Annotated in this window: 16 protein-coding genes; 8 read left to right on the top strand and 8 right to left on the bottom strand. The window is 69.6% G+C overall.

The window, feature by feature from the left end; translation table 11 throughout:
* Positions 1–36 precede the first annotated feature (36 nt).
* Positions 37–1,281, bottom strand: a complete 1,245-nt coding sequence (locus ACLJPL_RS16930) for an MFS transporter (RefSeq protein WP_411081661.1) — start codon at positions 1,279–1,281, stop codon at positions 37–39.
* 144 nt (positions 1,282–1,425) lie between these two features.
* Between ACLJPL_RS16930 and ACLJPL_RS16925 the strand changes: the two genes are divergently transcribed.
* Positions 1,426–1,884: a MarR family winged helix-turn-helix transcriptional regulator gene (locus ACLJPL_RS16925; RefSeq protein WP_411081660.1), complete on the top strand. Its 459-nt coding sequence runs from the start codon at positions 1,426–1,428 to the stop codon at positions 1,882–1,884.
* 28 nt (positions 1,885–1,912) lie between these two features.
* Positions 1,913–2,365, top strand: coding sequence for a GNAT family N-acetyltransferase (locus tag ACLJPL_RS16920; RefSeq protein WP_411081659.1), 453 nt, complete (start codon positions 1,913–1,915; stop codon positions 2,363–2,365).
* Positions 2,366–2,487: 122 nt separating this feature from the next.
* Here ACLJPL_RS16920 and ACLJPL_RS16915 read toward each other — a convergent pair whose 3' ends face one another.
* A complete protein-coding gene (locus tag ACLJPL_RS16915; protein WP_411081658.1) occupies positions 2,488–3,867 on the bottom strand; it encodes a serine hydrolase domain-containing protein in 1,380 nt (459 codons plus the stop codon).
* A gap of 373 nt (positions 3,868–4,240) precedes the next feature.
* Between ACLJPL_RS16915 and ACLJPL_RS16910 the strand changes: the two genes are divergently transcribed.
* Positions 4,241–4,636, top strand: coding sequence for a RidA family protein (locus ACLJPL_RS16910; RefSeq protein ID WP_411081783.1), 396 nt, complete (start codon positions 4,241–4,243; stop codon positions 4,634–4,636).
* Between the two features lie 630 nt (positions 4,637–5,266).
* Here ACLJPL_RS16910 and ACLJPL_RS16905 read toward each other — a convergent pair.
* Entirely contained in the window at positions 5,267–5,845 is a 579-nt protein-coding gene (locus ACLJPL_RS16905) for a winged helix-turn-helix domain-containing protein (RefSeq protein ID WP_411081657.1), read from the bottom strand.
* A gap of 108 nt (positions 5,846–5,953) precedes the next feature.
* Here ACLJPL_RS16905 and def point away from each other — a divergent pair, with 108 nt between their 5' ends.
* Positions 5,954–6,616 (top strand): peptide deformylase, encoded by a 663-nt coding sequence (gene def / locus ACLJPL_RS16900; RefSeq protein WP_411081656.1) that lies wholly within the window; start codon positions 5,954–5,956, stop codon positions 6,614–6,616.
* Positions 6,617–6,803: 187 nt separating this feature from the next.
* Here def and dnaB read toward each other — a convergent pair whose 3' ends face one another.
* Positions 6,804–8,282, bottom strand: a complete 1,479-nt coding sequence (gene dnaB / locus ACLJPL_RS16895; protein WP_411081655.1) for a replicative DNA helicase — start codon at positions 8,280–8,282, stop codon at positions 6,804–6,806.
* Between the two features lie 459 nt (positions 8,283–8,741).
* Here dnaB and ACLJPL_RS16890 point away from each other — a divergent pair, with 459 nt between their 5' ends.
* Positions 8,742–10,079: an MATE family efflux transporter gene (locus tag ACLJPL_RS16890; RefSeq protein WP_411081654.1), complete on the top strand. Its 1,338-nt coding sequence runs from the start codon at positions 8,742–8,744 to the stop codon at positions 10,077–10,079.
* 250 nt (positions 10,080–10,329) lie between these two features.
* On the opposite strand, the gene rplI is transcribed toward ACLJPL_RS16890, so the two are convergent.
* The 4 genes from rplI to rpsF all read right to left on the bottom strand — a co-directional run bounded on the left by rplI (position 10,330) and on the right by rpsF (position 12,064).
* On the bottom strand, positions 10,330–10,776 hold the full coding sequence (gene rplI, locus ACLJPL_RS16885) for a 50S ribosomal protein L9 (RefSeq protein ID WP_018513854.1): 447 nt from the start codon (positions 10,774–10,776) through the stop codon (positions 10,330–10,332).
* Between the two features lie 18 nt (positions 10,777–10,794).
* Positions 10,795–11,031, bottom strand: a complete 237-nt coding sequence (gene rpsR / locus ACLJPL_RS16880) for a 30S ribosomal protein S18 (RefSeq protein WP_003967857.1) — start codon at positions 11,029–11,031, stop codon at positions 10,795–10,797.
* Between the two features lie 42 nt (positions 11,032–11,073).
* Positions 11,074–11,700, bottom strand: a complete 627-nt coding sequence (locus tag ACLJPL_RS16875) for a single-stranded DNA-binding protein (protein ID WP_411081653.1) — start codon at positions 11,698–11,700, stop codon at positions 11,074–11,076.
* 73 nt (positions 11,701–11,773) lie between these two features.
* Positions 11,774–12,064: a 30S ribosomal protein S6 gene (rpsF, locus tag ACLJPL_RS16870; RefSeq protein WP_015609864.1), complete on the bottom strand. Its 291-nt coding sequence runs from the start codon at positions 12,062–12,064 to the stop codon at positions 11,774–11,776.
* Between the two features lie 391 nt (positions 12,065–12,455).
* On the opposite strand from rpsF, the gene ACLJPL_RS16865 reads away from it, so the two are divergent.
* The 3 genes from ACLJPL_RS16865 to ACLJPL_RS16855 all read left to right on the top strand — a co-directional run bounded on the left by ACLJPL_RS16865 (position 12,456) and on the right by ACLJPL_RS16855 (position 15,246).
* Positions 12,456–12,797 carry a hypothetical protein gene (locus ACLJPL_RS16865; protein WP_411081652.1) on the top strand — a complete coding sequence of 114 codons (342 nt, stop codon included), beginning with the start codon at positions 12,456–12,458 and terminating at the stop codon, positions 12,795–12,797.
* Between the two features lie 175 nt (positions 12,798–12,972).
* Positions 12,973–14,091 carry a lipid II:glycine glycyltransferase FemX gene (locus ACLJPL_RS16860; RefSeq protein ID WP_411081651.1) on the top strand — a complete coding sequence of 373 codons (1,119 nt, stop codon included), beginning with the start codon at positions 12,973–12,975 and terminating at the stop codon, positions 14,089–14,091.
* A 123-nt stretch (positions 14,092–14,214) separates the two neighbouring features.
* Positions 14,215–15,246, top strand: a complete 1,032-nt coding sequence (locus ACLJPL_RS16855) for an alanine racemase (RefSeq protein WP_065482078.1) — start codon at positions 14,215–14,217, stop codon at positions 15,244–15,246.
* Positions 15,247–15,254 lie beyond the last annotated feature (8 nt).

Genomic DNA, 15,254 nt, shown 5'->3' with positions numbered 1-15,254 from the left:
CGGCGGTGCGGCTGCGTCGCGGGGCCGACCCGGTGGTCAGTGCCGGGCCGTGACCGTGGCGGAGGCCGGATCGGGGATGTTCCCGGAGTCGGCGGCCGGCTCGGGGATGTTCTCCGCGACGATCCGGCCCCCGGTGGAGGCGCGGCGCTCCAGCAGGCTGGAGATCACCGCCAGGACCAGGGCCGAGGCGGCGAGGGCCGCGCCGACCCAGTTGGGGGCGGTGTAGCCGAGACCCGCCGCGATCACGAGGCCGCCGAGCCAGGCGGCGAGGGCGTTGCCGAGGTTGAAGGCCCCGATGTTGACGGCGGAGGCCAGTGTGGGCGCGCCCGCCGCCTGGTCGAGGACCCGTTTCTGGAGCGGGGGCACGGTCGCGAAGCCCAGGGCGCCGATCAGGACGACGGTGACGGCGGCGGCGGCCTTGTTGTGGGCGGTCACGGTGAACAGGCCGAGGACGAGGGCGAGCGCGCCGAGCGAGACGTACAGCAGCGGCATCAGATGGCGGTCGGCGAACCTGCCGCCGACCAGGTTGCCGCCGACCATGCCGAGGCCGAAGAGGACCAGCAGCCAGGTGACGGAGGAGGCCGAGTAGCCGGCGACCTCGGTCATCATCGGGGTGATGTAGGTGATCGCGGCGAAGACTCCGCCGAAGCCCAGGACGGTCATGGCCATCGCCAGCAGGACCTGGACGTTGCGGAACGCGGCCAGCTCGTGACGGATCCGGACGCCTTCGGCCCTGGGCTGTTCGGGGACGAGCTTGGCGACTCCGACGAGGCCGAGGACGCCGAGTGCGGCGACGAGCAGGAAGGTGGTGCGCCAGCCCGCGGACTGCCCGATGTGGGTGCCGAGCGGTACGCCGACGACGTTGGCGACGGTGAGCCCGGTGAACATCATGGCGATGGCCCCGGCCTTCTTGTGCGGGGCGACCAGGTCGGCGGCGACCACCGAGCCGATGCCGAAGAACGCGCCGTGCGCGAGGGAGGCGATCACCCGTCCGGCGAGCATGACGCCGAAGACGGGGGCGAGGGCGGACACCACGTTGCCCACGATGAACAGCCCCATCAGGAGCATCAGCATCCGCTTACGGGTGACCCGGGTGCCCAGCAAGGTCATCAGCGGAGCTCCGAGGACGACACCGAGCGCGTAGCCGGTCACCAGGAAGCCCGCGGTCGGGATCGAGACCTGGAAGTCCGCGGCGACCTCGGGGAGCAACCCCATGATCACGAACTCGGTCGTTCCGATCCCGAATGCCCCGATGGCGAGGGCGAGGAGCGCGAGCGGCATGGGTTTCACCTTCCCTGGAGATTGCGTCTGCGCCTTACAGGCGTACACAATAATTGCATGCGCTGGTTAATTGCAAACGCGGGCTATTGCAGACGTCCCCTATCCTGGAACCACGCAGCGCAGCTCCCGCACGGAGGAGAGACCATGACCGCGACCGACCCCGCCCTGACCGCCCTCGCCCAGGGCTGGTGCGCTCTTTCCCTGCTCCACGGAAGGATCGAGGCCCGCATCGAGCGCGCCCTCCAGGCGGGCCACGGGCTCAGTGCGCGCGAATACTCGCTGCTCGACGTGCTCAGCCGGCAGCACAACGGCCCCGGTGGTCACCTTCAGATGAAGCAGGTGGCCGATGCCGTGGTGCTCAGCCAGAGCGCCACCACCCGCCTGGTCACCCGGCTGGAAGACCGCGGACTGCTGACCCGGTACCTGTGCGACACCGACCGCCGGGGCATCTACACCGACGTCACCGAGGCCGGCCTCGCCCTGCTCGCGGCGGCCCGGCCGACCAACGACAGCGCACTGCGGGCGGCCCTGGACGAGGCGTCGGAGAACGTCGAGCTCGCCCCTCTCGTCCGGGCGGTCGAGGAGCTGAGGACTCCGGTCTGACCGCAGCGCACCGCATACGCTGCCGACCATGAGCGATCTTGGAATACGATCTCTTGCCGACGCCGACATCGAGGCCGTGGTGGCCATGCTGGCCGACGACCCGCTCGGCGCGCAGCGCGAGTCACCGGACGACCTCACCCCGTACCGCGCCGCGTTCCGGCGTCTGGCCGACGACCCGAACCAGCACGTCGTCGTCGCCGTCCGCGAGGGCCGTGTCGTCGGGACCCTCCAGCTGACCGTCGTCCCCGGGCTGTCCCGGCGCGGCGCGACCCGCTCGATCATCGAGGGCGTCCGCGTCCACAGCGACGAGCGGGGCAGCGGGCTCGGCACGCAGCTGATCCAGTGGGCGGTCGACGAGTCCCGCCGCCAGAGCTGCCAGTTGGTCCAGCTGACCTCGGATGTCACCCGCGAGGACGCGCACCGCTTCTACGAGCGGCTCGGCTTCACGGCCAGCCATGTGGGCTTCAAGCTCACTCTCTGACCGCCGGCGGACCGGTGCGGGACGCACTTTCTGGCGGCCCGGAGGGCGGCGGGGTGGATGTTTCACGTGAAACATCCACCCCGCCGCCCTCCTGCGCGACAGCCCGTCAGAATCCCCGGGCGTCAGCCGCCGAGCCCGCGCCAGCCCTGCGGGTCCCGACCACCGGGAACGTCCGCCCCCGCTTCGTAGGGCTCGCGGGTGAAGGCGAACGAGCCGAGGTCGAGGTGGTCCACCGAACCGTCGTCCTTGCGTACGACACGGAGGGTCTCCCCCGCGTAGTAGTCGCTGAGCCCCGTCCAGGTGCCGTCCGGCCGCGCTTCGAAGGCCGTCCCGCGACCGTTGCCGTCCAGCGGCTTGAGCACCAGCCCCCGGCCCGGGGTCAGCCTCAGCGTGAACGTGCTGGTCCCCCAGTGCCAGACCCCCGTCAGGGCCAGCAGCTCATCGTCTACCTCGGGCAGCGGACGCCAGGGCTCCGGGATCCGCGGCTCCGCGTCCGCGACGATGGTCAGGAGCTCGGCGGCCACATAGGCGGCCGGCAGTCCCGACGTCGCGTTGGCGAGGGCGACCACCGCGATGTCGTCGTCCTCGCTGAACCACAGGCCGGCGACGAATCCCGGCAGCGAACCCGTGTGGCCGAAGATGAGGCGGCTGTCGGTCTTCGCGACCTGGAGGCCCAGCCCGTAACCGGTGGTCCCGACCTCGGCGGCGGGAGATGCGGGCGTCCGCATCTCCCGTACGGACGCGGCCGACAGGACCCGGTCGTCGCCCTCGGCCAGGAAGGCGGCGAACCGCAACAGGTCGGCGGCGGTCGACCAGAGCTGCCCGGCGGCCGCCATCAGTCCGAGGTCCTCGGCCGGCTCGCTCAGCACCACATCGGCCCAGGGGTGGACCGCCCAGCCGTCAGCATGCGGCGCCACCGGCCCGGACGTCGTACGGCGCATGCCCAGCGGCTCCAGGATCTCCCGGCGCAGCGCCTCCTCCCAGGAGACGCCGCGTACGGCTTCGATCAGGGAACCGAGCAGGGTGTAGCCCGGGTTGGAATAGTGGAAGCGGTGGCCCGCCGAGTGCGTCCGCGGCCGCTCGCCGAGCACATCGGAGAGCTCGGGCCGCAGGCTCGCCGGGGTCCGCTCCCACCAGGGCGAAGGCGCCTCGGCACTCAGCCCCGCGCTGTGCCCGAGGAGTTGGAAGACGGTCACACCACCCACCCCGGTGCCCGGGAGGTGCTTCTCCAGCGGGTCGTCCAGGTCGATCAGCCCTTCGTCCCGGAGCCGCATGACCAGAACGGCGGTGAACGTCTTGCTGATCGAGCCGATCCGGTACTGCGTATCCGCGTCGGGGGCGTGGCCCTCGATCCCCGTACGCGCTCCGCTCCACACGATCCGGCCCTCCCGTCGCACGGCGGCCACGAGCGAGGGCGCCCGGCCGTCCCGCTGGGCAGTGGCGATGCGGTGGAGGAGGGCACGGCGGGTGCTGGGAAGCAGTTCTTCATCAGGAGAGTTCATGGTCAACCCATACCGGACGCACCCCGCTCTGACGAGAGGTATACCGGCCGCCACGGGCCGCACCGGCGGACCGAATATCGCTGCCCGCTGCCCGGCCGCCGCTCTGATCGCACCACTTCACCGCGGCCCTCACCACCCGGGGCTCACACGAGGGCCGACTCGACGGCCCAAGCGGCGGAAATGAGGCCGAGAGCGCGCCGGCTTCCGCCTGAGGGTTCGCCCACACCGGCCCCCGAGCCGCCCGAACCCGGTGCGTATGCATGACCAAGGGTGTCATGTTTTGTTGGGAGGCTCGTCAGCACGACGTCGAAGCCACCGGCCAAGGAGCCGATGGCCGTGCGTACTTCCTACGAAGAAATGAGCTGACATGGCGATGCGACGAACAGCGGTCAACCCGGTGACCTGGTCCGTGGAGATGGGGTTCAATCAGGGCGAGGTCGTCTCCGGGCACACCCGGACCCTCTACATCTCGGGGCAGACCGCGATGAGCGGCGACGGCAAGCCCCAGCACGACGGCGACATGGCGGCGCAGTTGGCGCTGAGCCTCGACAACGTGGAGGCCGTGCTCGGCGAGGCCGACATGTCGCTCGCCAGCCTGGTCCGGCTCAACGTCTACACGACCGACGTCGATCTGCTCTTCCAGCACTACGGCGTGCTGGCGGCGCGGTTGGGCGCCGCCCAGGTAGCTCCGACCACCACGATGCTCGGAGTGACGCGGCTGGCGATCCCCGGACAGCTGGTCGAGCTGGAGGGGACCGCCGTCGCGTGATGGGACGTCGCACGTGATGTGACGTCGCCGCACTTGTCACCGGGTTCTCGGCAGCGCCGACCGGCACCGATCGTGTCGGCGCTGTCGAGCGGTCGGGGCGCGGCACCGCCGACGCGCTCAGCAGCTCTTCCCAGTTCAGCACGGTGGGGTCCATGGGGTTGAGCACGCTGAGGTCCACGGGGTTCAGCACGCTGGGGTCCACGGGGTTGAGCACGCTGGGGTCCAGAGGCCGGAGCGATCGCTGGGCGACAAGCTCGGAACGGGTCAGCTCGAGCAATCGCCTCACCCAGTTCCGTCCCCGGCCGTCCGGAACGTCTGTCCAGAGGGCGACTCCGACCAGCCGGTGTAGCTGATTCTGGCGTCCCCTGTGGCCACGAGGACCTGGGCGGGTTCAGCGTGCTGAGCGAACTTCGCGCGAAGGAGCTCTGCCATGATCGCGAGCCGAACGTCGGGCCAGTCGCTAGAAAGCGTTGCCCGGCCGCCCAGGTCATGCGCCTCCCTGCCGGAGGCCGCATCCCGGATTCTGCGTCTGTCGGAAGCGTCGGCCGCCGCCGGCGCCCAAACGGTTCACCCGCCCCGGCCCGGCGTCGACCGATGTCGTCATGAGAGGTGGAAAAGGCCGGCGGCTCCTCAGTCCTGGTCCACGTCGTCCGCCGTGTGGGGAAGCAGGGGGAACAGTCGGGTGATGAGGGCCACCGGTCGAGCGCCATCGGGTCGGGCCAGGGGGCGTTGTTCACGGTCCTGGTAGGGCGCAAGCGCCCGTCGGATCACGTTCGCGACCCGGCTCATCTCTTCGGGCGTCAGATAGGCGACGGCGCTGAAGGCTTCCTCGTGGCGCCATTCGGACGGCGCTTCATCTCGCTGGGTCAGCCATCGCCGCCAGCTCTCGTCCTCCAGCCCGCGGGCCAAGTCGCCGAACCGCTCCTCCGCAGGACCTTCGGCAGCGGGGGTGTGCTGCCTCAGACGCCAGGGCCGTGCGCGGCCCCCGCTGTGGGGGGCCTCTTCGATGTACCCGTGACGTGCGAGCTGCCGTAGGTGGAATGAGCAGAGCCCCGAGCTGTAGCCCAGCCGGGAGGCGGCTTCGGTCGCCGTGACGGCGCCGACTTCGGCGAGCAGGTCCAGCAAGGCTGTGCGTACCTCGTGCTCACGCAATTCCTCGCCGGTGCCGGCTGTCCGGTCGTCCGGGGTGTTGACGTCATCTTCAGTCACTTTGCAAAGTCTGCTACTTTGCAAAGACCTTGGCAAGCGGCAATCCTTGCTGAGGGCATCAGCCGCGGTGACCTCCGCGGCTGTGGCGTGCGTGAGAAGGAGACGGCCATGTCTGTTCGTCACGAGCGGTCCGGTCCCGTTGACCGGCGAGCCCGTGTGCAAGGCCGCCCGGTGGACACGTGTCCTGCTCTGCCACCGGAGGCGGAACGGGGTTCGGTTCGCAGGGTCACCGTGGTGGGTGAGGAGGTGCTGAGCCGTCCCTGCCGGGAGGTGACCGAGTTCGGGACTCCCGAGTTGTCGGCGTTGATCGACGACATGTTCGTGACCATGCAGGTAGCTGACGGTGCCGGCCTGGCTGCCAACCAGGTTGGCGTTGACCTGCGCTTGTTCGTGTACGACTGCCCCGACGACGATGGGATCCGGCACGTCGGTCACATCATCAACCCGGTTCTGGACCTGCCCGATCCGGGTGCCCGCCGACTCGTCGACGACTTCGAGGGCTGCCTGTCCGTGCCCGGTGCGGGCATGGCGGTTCCCCGCACCGATCGTGCCGTCGCTCGTGGGCTCGACAAGGACGGCAACGCCCTCGTCATCGAGGGAACGGGTTACTTCGCCCGGTGTCTGCAGCACGAGACCGATCACCTCGCGGGCCGCACGTATCTTGATCGGCTCTCCAGGCGGGACCGCAAGGACGCATTGCGGCAGATGGAAGACCGCCGGGAGGAGGTCTTCGCCCAACGCGCGATCAAGGCCGCTCGCCTGGGCCGATAAGACGCTTGACGGCGGCGGCCACCTCGCTGCTGACTCGGCCAACGCGTGGGCCGGATCCGGAGTTTGGATGATGGCGGAGCGGACGTCCTCGGCTCGGAAGCGTGCTTCGCCGACGCGGGAGTGGCCGGGGGCGGCTTCAGCGGGAAGGCCGCTGATGCGCTGGACTATCCGGCAGCGGACGCCACCGTCAGGTCTGCGCCATGTCCACGAAGCGCGAGTAATGCCCCTGGAAGGCCACGGTGATGGTGGCCGTGGGGCCGTTACGGTGCTTGCCGACGATGATGTCGGCCTCGCCCGCGCGCGGTGACTCCTTCTCGTACGCGTCCTCGCGGTGGAGCAGGATGACCATGTCGGCGTCCTGCTCGATGGAGCCGGACTCACGCAGGTCGGACACCATCGGCTTCTTGTCCGTGCGCTGCTCGGGGCCACGGTTCAGCTGCGAGAGCGCGATCACCGGGACCTCCAGCTCCTTGGCCAGCAGCTTCAGGTTTCGGGACATGTCCGAGACCTCCTGCTGACGGCTCTCGGAACGCTTCGACCCGCCGGCCTGCATCAGCTGCAGATAGTCGATGATCACGAGCTTGATGTCGTTGCGCTGCTTGAGCCGGCGGCACTTCGCGCGGATCTCCATCATCGACAGGTTGGGGGAGTCGTCGATGTAGAGCGGGGCGGCCGAGACCTCGGGCATCCGGCGCGCGAGGCGCGTCCAGTCCTCGTCCGTCATGGTGCCGGAGCGCATGTGGTGCAGGGCCACCCGCGCCTCGGCCGACAGCAGGCGCATCGCGATCTCGTTGCGCCCCATCTCGAGGGAGAAGATGACGCTGGGCAGGTTGTTCTTGATCGACGCGGCGCGCGCGAAGTCCAGCGCCAGCGTGGACTTGCCCATCGCGGGGCGGGCCGCGATGACGATCATCTGGCCGGGGTGCATGCCGTTGGTCAGGGCGTCGAGGTCCGTGAAGCCGGTCGGGACGCCGGTCATCTCGCCGCTGCGCGACCCGATGGCCTCGATCTCGTCGAGCGCGCCCTCCATGATGTCGCCGAGGGGGAGGTAGTCCTCGCTGGTGCGCTGCTCGGTGACCGCGTAGATCTCGGCCTGCGCGGAGTTGACGATCTCGTCGACGTCCCCGTCCGCCGCGTATCCCATCTGCGTGATCTTCGTGCCGGCCTCGACGAGCCGCCGGAGGACCGCCCGCTCGTGGACGATCTCCGCGTAGTACGAGGCGTTGGCGGCGGTCGGCACGGACTGCACCAGGGTGTGCAGGTACGGTGCCCCGCCGACCTTGGTGATCTCCCCGCGCTTGACCAGCTCGGCGGCGACCGTGATCGGGTCGGCCGGCTCGCCCTTCGCGTAGAGGTCGAGGATCGCCGTGAAGACGGTCTCGTGCGCCGGGCGGTAGAAGTCGTGGCCCTTGATGACCTCGACGACCTCGGCGATGGCGTCCTTGGACAGCAGCATGCCGCCGAGCACCGACTGCTCCGCGTCCAGGTCCTGGGGAGGCACCCGCTCGAACCCGGGCGAGCCGCCGTCCCAGCCCTCGTCCGAGCCCCGGTCGTGCCGGTCCTCGCGACTGCCCTTGCGGTCCCCGCGGCGGGGGCGGGAGACAGGCAGACGGTCGCCGGGACCGGCCTCGGTCCAGGGGTCGTCCAAAGGCTCGGGAATGCTCACCGGGCCCACCTCCTCCCGTCCGCTTCGCGGACCTAGCCGTGCCACTCTTTCTTACGGCACGGCACCGACAAACAAGTCGCCCGACTCCGCTTCCGGCGCGTCTGGTTCTTCTGATTCCGGTGCCGGAACGGAGTGCGGGCGCCGGACCACGGTAGGCCCGTCTCCACCGTCAGCCAATCTGGTTATCCACAGGGCATGTGGATGACGGACCAGATGCTGTGGAGAACTCCTCGGAACCTGTGCACGGAACGGGGGACAGCACTGTGGACAAACTCATAGCGGAACCACCACCACCTGCCTGACCTGCACGTTCTCCATCCACTGACTGTGGGGGAGAAAAACTTTCACCCCGATTTCAAGATCACGGCAAACGGCGCCCGAATGAACGTCCCACCGGACCCTGCGTAAGGGACACAAGGCCATTGCATCTCTTACCTGTGGAAGATTAGATTGACCCCCATGACCCCGGCCCCCACCACTCCCCGAACAGGCCGTCGACGCCACGACCGCGAGATCATCGCCCTCGCCGTACCGGCGTTCGGCGCACTGGTCGCCGAGCCCCTGTTCGTCATGGTCGACAGCGCCATCGTCGGCCACCTCGGCACCCCGCAACTGGCCGGACTGGGGATCGCCGCGGCCCTGCTGATGACCGCCGTGAGCGTCTTCGTCTTCCTCGCCTACGCCACCACGGCCGCCGTCGCCCGCCGCGTCGGAGCGGGCGATCTGCCCGCCGCGATCCGCCAGGGCATGGACGGGATCTGGCTCGCCCTGCTGCTCGGCGCCGTCGTCGTGGCGCTCGCCATCCCCTCGGCCCCCTGGCTCGTGGACGTCTTCGGCGCATCCGACACCGCCGCCCCGTACGCCATCACGTATCTGCGCATCTCCAGCTTCGGCATCCCGGCGATGCTCGTCGTCCTCGCCGCCACCGGCGTGCTGCGCGGACTCCAGGACACCCGTACCCCGCTGTACGTCGCCATCGGCGGTTTCACGGCGAACGGCATCCTCAACGTGGTCCTCGTCTACGGAGCCGGGCTCGGCATCGCCGGATCCGCCTGGGGCACGGTGCTGGCCCAGGCAGGCATGGCCGTCGCCTACCTCGTCGTGGTCGTGCGCGGAGCCCGTAGACACGGAGCCTCCCTGCGCCCCGACGCCGCCGGCATCAAAGCCAGCGCTCGGGCAGGCGTGCCCCTCCTGGTCCGTACGCTGTCGCTCCGGGCCGTCCTCATGATCGCCACCGCCGTGGCCGCCCGGCTCGGTGACACCGACATCGCCGCGCACCAGATCATCCTCTCCCTATGGAGCCTGACGGCGTTCGCCCTGGACGCCATCGCCATCGCGGGCCAGGCGATCATCGGCCGCTATCTGGGAGCGAACGACGAGAAGGGGGCGCGCGAGGCATGCCGCCGCATGGTCGAGTGGGGCATCGGCTGCGGCATCGCACTCGGGGTGCTGATCATGCTCGCCCGGCCCCTCTTCATCCCGCTCTTCACCAGTGATCCCGCCGTGAAGGACACCCTGCTCCCCGCACTCCTGGTCGTGGCGCTCTCGCAGCCGATCGCCGGAGTCGTCTTCGTCCTGGACGGCGTCCTGATGGGAGCGGGGGACGGACGCTATCTCGCATGGGCCATGCTGGTGACGCTGGCCGCCTTCGCCCCCGTCGCGCTTCTGGTGCCTTCCCTCGGCGGCGGACTCACCGCACTGTGGTGGGCGATGACGCTGATGATGGCCGTCCGACTGATCACCCTGTGGGTGCGTACCCGCTCCGGCCGGTGGATCGTCACCGGGGCGACCCGCTGAGCCGCGGGCCCTGCGGACTGTTTCACGTGAAACGGTCCGCGCCCGTCACGGAGGACGGTCCGCCTGAGCCCCGCCCTCAGAACACTGTTTCACGTGAAACAGCCCCGGCCCACAAACCCCCGGGCACCCGGGCACCCGAGCACCCGAGCACCCGAGCACCCGAGCACCCGGCCCACAATCCCCCGGACACAGTGAAGGGCCGCACCCCCAACGGGGTGCGGCCCTTCACCTGCTCTGCTGAGCTCTGCCCTTAGGCAGCAACGACCTCGACGGCGAGCTTCGCTGCGACCTCGGGGTGCAGACGGACGGACACCTGGTGCCCGCCGAGCGTCTTGATCGGCGAACCGAGCTCGACGCGACGCTTGTCGACGTCCGGACCACCGGCGGCCTTGATCGCCGAAGCGACGTCGGCCGGGGTGACCGAGCCGAAGAGCCGGCCGGCGTCGCCGGAGCGAACAGCCAGACGGACCTTCACGCCCTCGAGCTTGGCCTTGATCTCGTTGGCCTGCTCGATCGTCGCGATCTCGTGGATCTTGCGGGCGCGGCGGATCTGCGCCACGTCCTTCTCGCCACCCTTGGTCCAGCGGATGGCGAAGCCACGCGGAACCAGGTAGTTACGGGCGTACCCGTCCTTGACGTCGACGACGTCGCCGGCGGTGCCGAGGCCGGAGACCTCGTGGGTAAGGATGATCTTCATGCTGTTGTCACCCTTCCCTTATCGCGCGGTGGACGTGTAGGGCAGCAGCGCCATCTCACGGCTGTTCTTGACAGCCGTGGCGACGTCACGCTGGTGCTGCGTGCAGTTGCCGGTGACGCGGCGGGCACGGATCTTGCCGCGGTCGGAAATGAACTTCCGCAGCATGTTCGTGTCCTTGTAGTCCACGTACTGGGTCTTGTCCTTGCAGAACGCGCAGACCTTCTTCTTAGGCTTGCGCACAGGCGGCTTCGCCATGGTGTTTCTCCTGTGTGATCAAGAAGTGGGGTACGAGCCGCCCTAGAAGGGGGGCTCGTCCGAGTAGCCGCCGCCGGAACCGCCAGAGCCACCGGAACCGCCGGAGCTTCCGCCCCAGCTGCCTCCGCCGCCCTGCTGGCCCCCGCCCTGCTGGCCGCCTGCCGGCGCGCCGGTCGCCCACGGGTCGTCGGCGGGAGCACCGCCGCCGCCCTGCTGGCCACCGCCACCGGGACCGCCGCCCCAGTTGCCGCCGCCCTGCTGGCCACCGCCGCCGTATCCGCCCTGGCCGCCCTGACCGCCGCGACCGGTGGTCTTGGTGACCTTGGCCGTGGCGTTCTTGAGGCTGGGGCCGACTTCCTCGACGTCCAGCTCGTAGACCGTGCGCTTGACGCCCTCACGGTCCTCGTAGGACCGCTGCTTCAGCCGGCCCTGCACGACGACGCGCATGCCTCGCTGAAGCGACTCCGCGACGTTCTCCGCCGCCTGACGCCAGACCGAGCAGGTGAGGAACAGACCTTCGCCGTCCTTCCACTCGTTGGTCTGCCGGTCGAAGATGCGGGGAGTGGACGCGACACGGAACTTCGCGACCGCCGCACCGGACGGGGTGAAGCGCAGCTCGGGGTCGTCGACGAGATTGCCGACGACCGTGATGACGGTCTCGCCTGCCATGGGTGAACCTCTCGGCGGGATTGCTGCTGGCTGCTTGCTGCTACTCGGACCCGAAAACCGCTGAGCCGAAAGCTCAGTGGATCTCGGGACGGAGGACCTTGGTCCGGAGGACCGACTCGTTCAGGTTCATCTGGCGGTCGAGCTCCTTGACGACCGCAGGCTCGGCCTGCAGGTCGATGACCGAGTAGATGCCCTCGGGCTTCTTCTTGATCTCGTAAGCGAGCCGACGACGGCCCCAGGTGTCGACCTTCTCCACCTTTCCGTTGCCCTCACGGACGACGGAGAGGAAGTTCTCGATCAGCGGGGAGACTGCTCGCTCCTCGAGATCGGGGTCGAGGATGACCATCACCTCGTAGTGACGCATGTGGAACCCACCTCCTTTGGACTCAGCGGCCACGGTCGTTCCGTGGCAGGAGGGTCGTGATGCGTGTCGCAACGGCGTCCCCGAGGAGAACACCCGGCACTGACGATCCGCTCCCGTCGATGTTCCTGAGGGAGGGGTTCGCCGCGCTGGCCTGGGCAGACACCGGTGCAGACCGTACAGACTACCCGCAGACCGGCTTCCGGTTGAAATCCGGAGGTCAGCGGGCACACGCGGACCGCATTCCGGAGGATGCGCCCGTGGCCGCCGGAGCCCGAAGGGGGGCGGCTGGCGCGGGCACGAAGGGCGGATCCGCGGCCGCGGGAGCACAATCGAGACAGATGCGGTGTGACAGGCGCGACATCCCACCGCCCGTCCGGCCAGGAGGTCATCCATGGCACAGACCATTCGTCCCGCCGGCTCCCGGTCCTCGGCCGGCCGCCCCGCCACCGGCTCGCTCTTCGCGACGGACGGCAGGCCGCACCCCGTCCAGGACGTCCTGATGGCGGTGACCGGGGTGCTCGGCGTCCTCGCCTTCGTGACGGCGATGTTCCACCATCTGCACCTGATCAGCTCCTGGGCGGGACTGATCGGGATTCTGACCGGCCTCTACGGCCAGTACATCTCGAAGACCACCTGGGAGCGGTTCGGCCTGATCATGGGGCTCGGCGCCTCCGCGGTCGGCTTCTACCTCGGCATGGCGCACGGCGGCCTGTTCGGCGGCGTCATCACCTGACCGGCGCACCGGGCCCGTCGCACCGGGCCGCCGCGGCCGCGAAGGCGGTCGCGGCTGTCCGGCGGGCGTCCGGGGCCCACGCGGCCAGGCCAGGCGCTCCCCGGTCACAGTAGGCTTCGGCGCGAGAGCCGGAGCCCCTGACCGATGGGGACACACCTGCCGAGGAGCCCCCCGCATGAGCCTGACCCTGAGGACCATCAGCCGAGAGCAGCACCTGGCGTACATCCAGAGCCTGCCCTCGGCCAGTCACTGCCAGGTCCCGGCGTGGGCTGACGTGAAGACCGAGTGGCGCTCGGAGAGCCTGGGCTGGTTCGACAGAGACGGCGAGATCGTCGGCGCGGGCCTCGTCCTGTACCGCCAGCTCCCCAAGATCAAGCGCTATCTGGCCTACCTGCCCGAGGGCCCGGTCATCAACTGGTACGCGCCCAACCTGGACGACTGGCTCCAGCCGATGCTCGCCCACCTCAAGCAGCAGGGCGCCTTCTCCGTGAAGATGGGCCCGCCGGTGGTCATCCGGCGCTGGGACTCGGCGGCCATCAAGTCCGGCATCCAGGACCCGGACGTGAAGCGGCTGCGCGACGTCGAGGCCACCCACATCGAGCCGCGCGCCTTCGAGGTCGCGGACCGGCTGCGGAAGATGGGCTGGCAGCAGGGCGAGGACGGCGGCGCCGGATTCGGGGACGTACAGCCTCGTTACGTCTTCCAGGTGCCGCTGGCCAACCGCTCCCTGGAGGACGTCCTCAAGGGCTTCAACCAGTTGTGGCGGCGCAACATCAAGAAGGCCGACAAGGCCGGCGTCGAGGTCGTCCAGGGCGGCTACGAGGACCTGGCCGAGTGGCAGCGCCTCTACGAGATCACGGCCGTCCGCGACCGCTTCCGGCCGCGCCCGCTCTCGTACTTCCAGCGCATGTGGACGGTCCTCAACTCCGAGGACCCCAACCGGATGCGGCTCTACTTCGCCCGGCACAACGGCGTGAACCTCTCCGCCGCCACGATGCTCGTCGTCGGCGGGCACGTCTGGTACTCGTACGGCGCGTCCGACAACATCGGGCGTGAGGTCCGGCCGTCGAACGCCATGCAGTGGCGGATGCTGCGCGACAGTTACGCGATGGGCGCCACCGTCTACGACCTGCGCGGCATCAGCGACTCGCTGGACGAGAACGACCACCTCTTCGGCCTGATCCAGTTCAAGGTCGGCACGGGCGGCGAGGCCGTGGAGTACGTCGGCGAGTGGGACTTCCCGCTCAACAAGCTGCTCCACAAGGCGCTCGACATCTACATGTCTCGCCGCTGACCCGCTTCAATAGCCCTCGCGGCACACGCCGACAACCTTCGCGGCACCCGCCGTACGTTCCTGATTCACCGCAGCATTCACCGCAGCATTCACCGCAGCCACCAGAAAGGTCCCGGGCCGGCCATGGCGCTCTCCCTCTACGTCGACACCGCGCGCTGGCGGGCGCACCAGAAGTCCGTGATCGACCAGTTCCCCGGGCTCGTACCGGTCTGCAAGGGCAACGGTTACGGCTTCGGCCACGAGCGGCTCGCCGACGAGACGATCCGCTTCGGCTCCGACACCCTCGCGGTCGGCACCACCTACGAGGCCGCCAGGATCAAGGACTGGTTCAGCGGCGACCTGCTCGTGCTGACCCCGTTCCGGCGGGGCGAGGAGCCCGTGCCGCTGCCGGACCGCGTCATCCGGTCCGTCTCCTCCGTCGACGGGGTGCACGCCCTGGTGGGCGCCCGGGTGGTCATCGAGTGCATGAGCTCGATGAAGCGCCACGGGGTCAAGGAGGAGGAGCTCGGGCTGCTGCACGCGGCGATCGAGGACGTACGCCTCGAAGGGTTCGCGCTGCACCTGCCGCTGGACCGCACGGACGGCTCGGACGCCGTCGAGGAGGTCATAGGCTGGATGGACCGGCTGCGCGCCGCCCGGCTGCCGCTGCACACCATGTTCGTGAGCCATCTGCGCGCCGAGGAACTGGCCCGGCTCCAGCAGCAGTTCCCGCAGACCCGTTTCCGCGCCCGGATCGGGACCCGGCTGTGGCTCGGCGACCACGAGGCCACCGAGTACCGGGGGGCCGTCCTGGACGTGACGCCCGTCGTCAAGGGCGACCGGTTCGGCTACCGCCAGCAGAAGGCCGCGTCGGACGGCTGGCTGGTCGTCGTCGCGGGCGGTACGTCCCACGGGGTCGGCCTGGAGGCGCCCAAGGCGCTGCACGGGGTGATGCCGCGGGCCAAGGGCGTCGCGCGCGCCGGTCTGGCCACGGTCAACCGGAACCTGTCGCCGTTCGTCTGGGCGGGCAAGCAGCGGTGGTTCGCGGAGCCGCCGCACATGCAGGTGTCGATCCTGTTCGTGCCCTCGGACGCGCAGGAGCCGCGGGTCGGCGACGAGCTGGTCGCCCATCTGCGCCACACCACCACCCAGTACGACCGGCTCGTCGACCGCTGAGCCGGGCG

This window comes from Streptomyces sp. cmx-18-6 (assembly GCF_046548915.1).
Lineage (GTDB): Bacteria > Actinomycetota > Actinomycetes > Streptomycetales > Streptomycetaceae > Streptomyces.
This window is presented reverse-complemented; position numbering and strand designations above follow the sequence as displayed.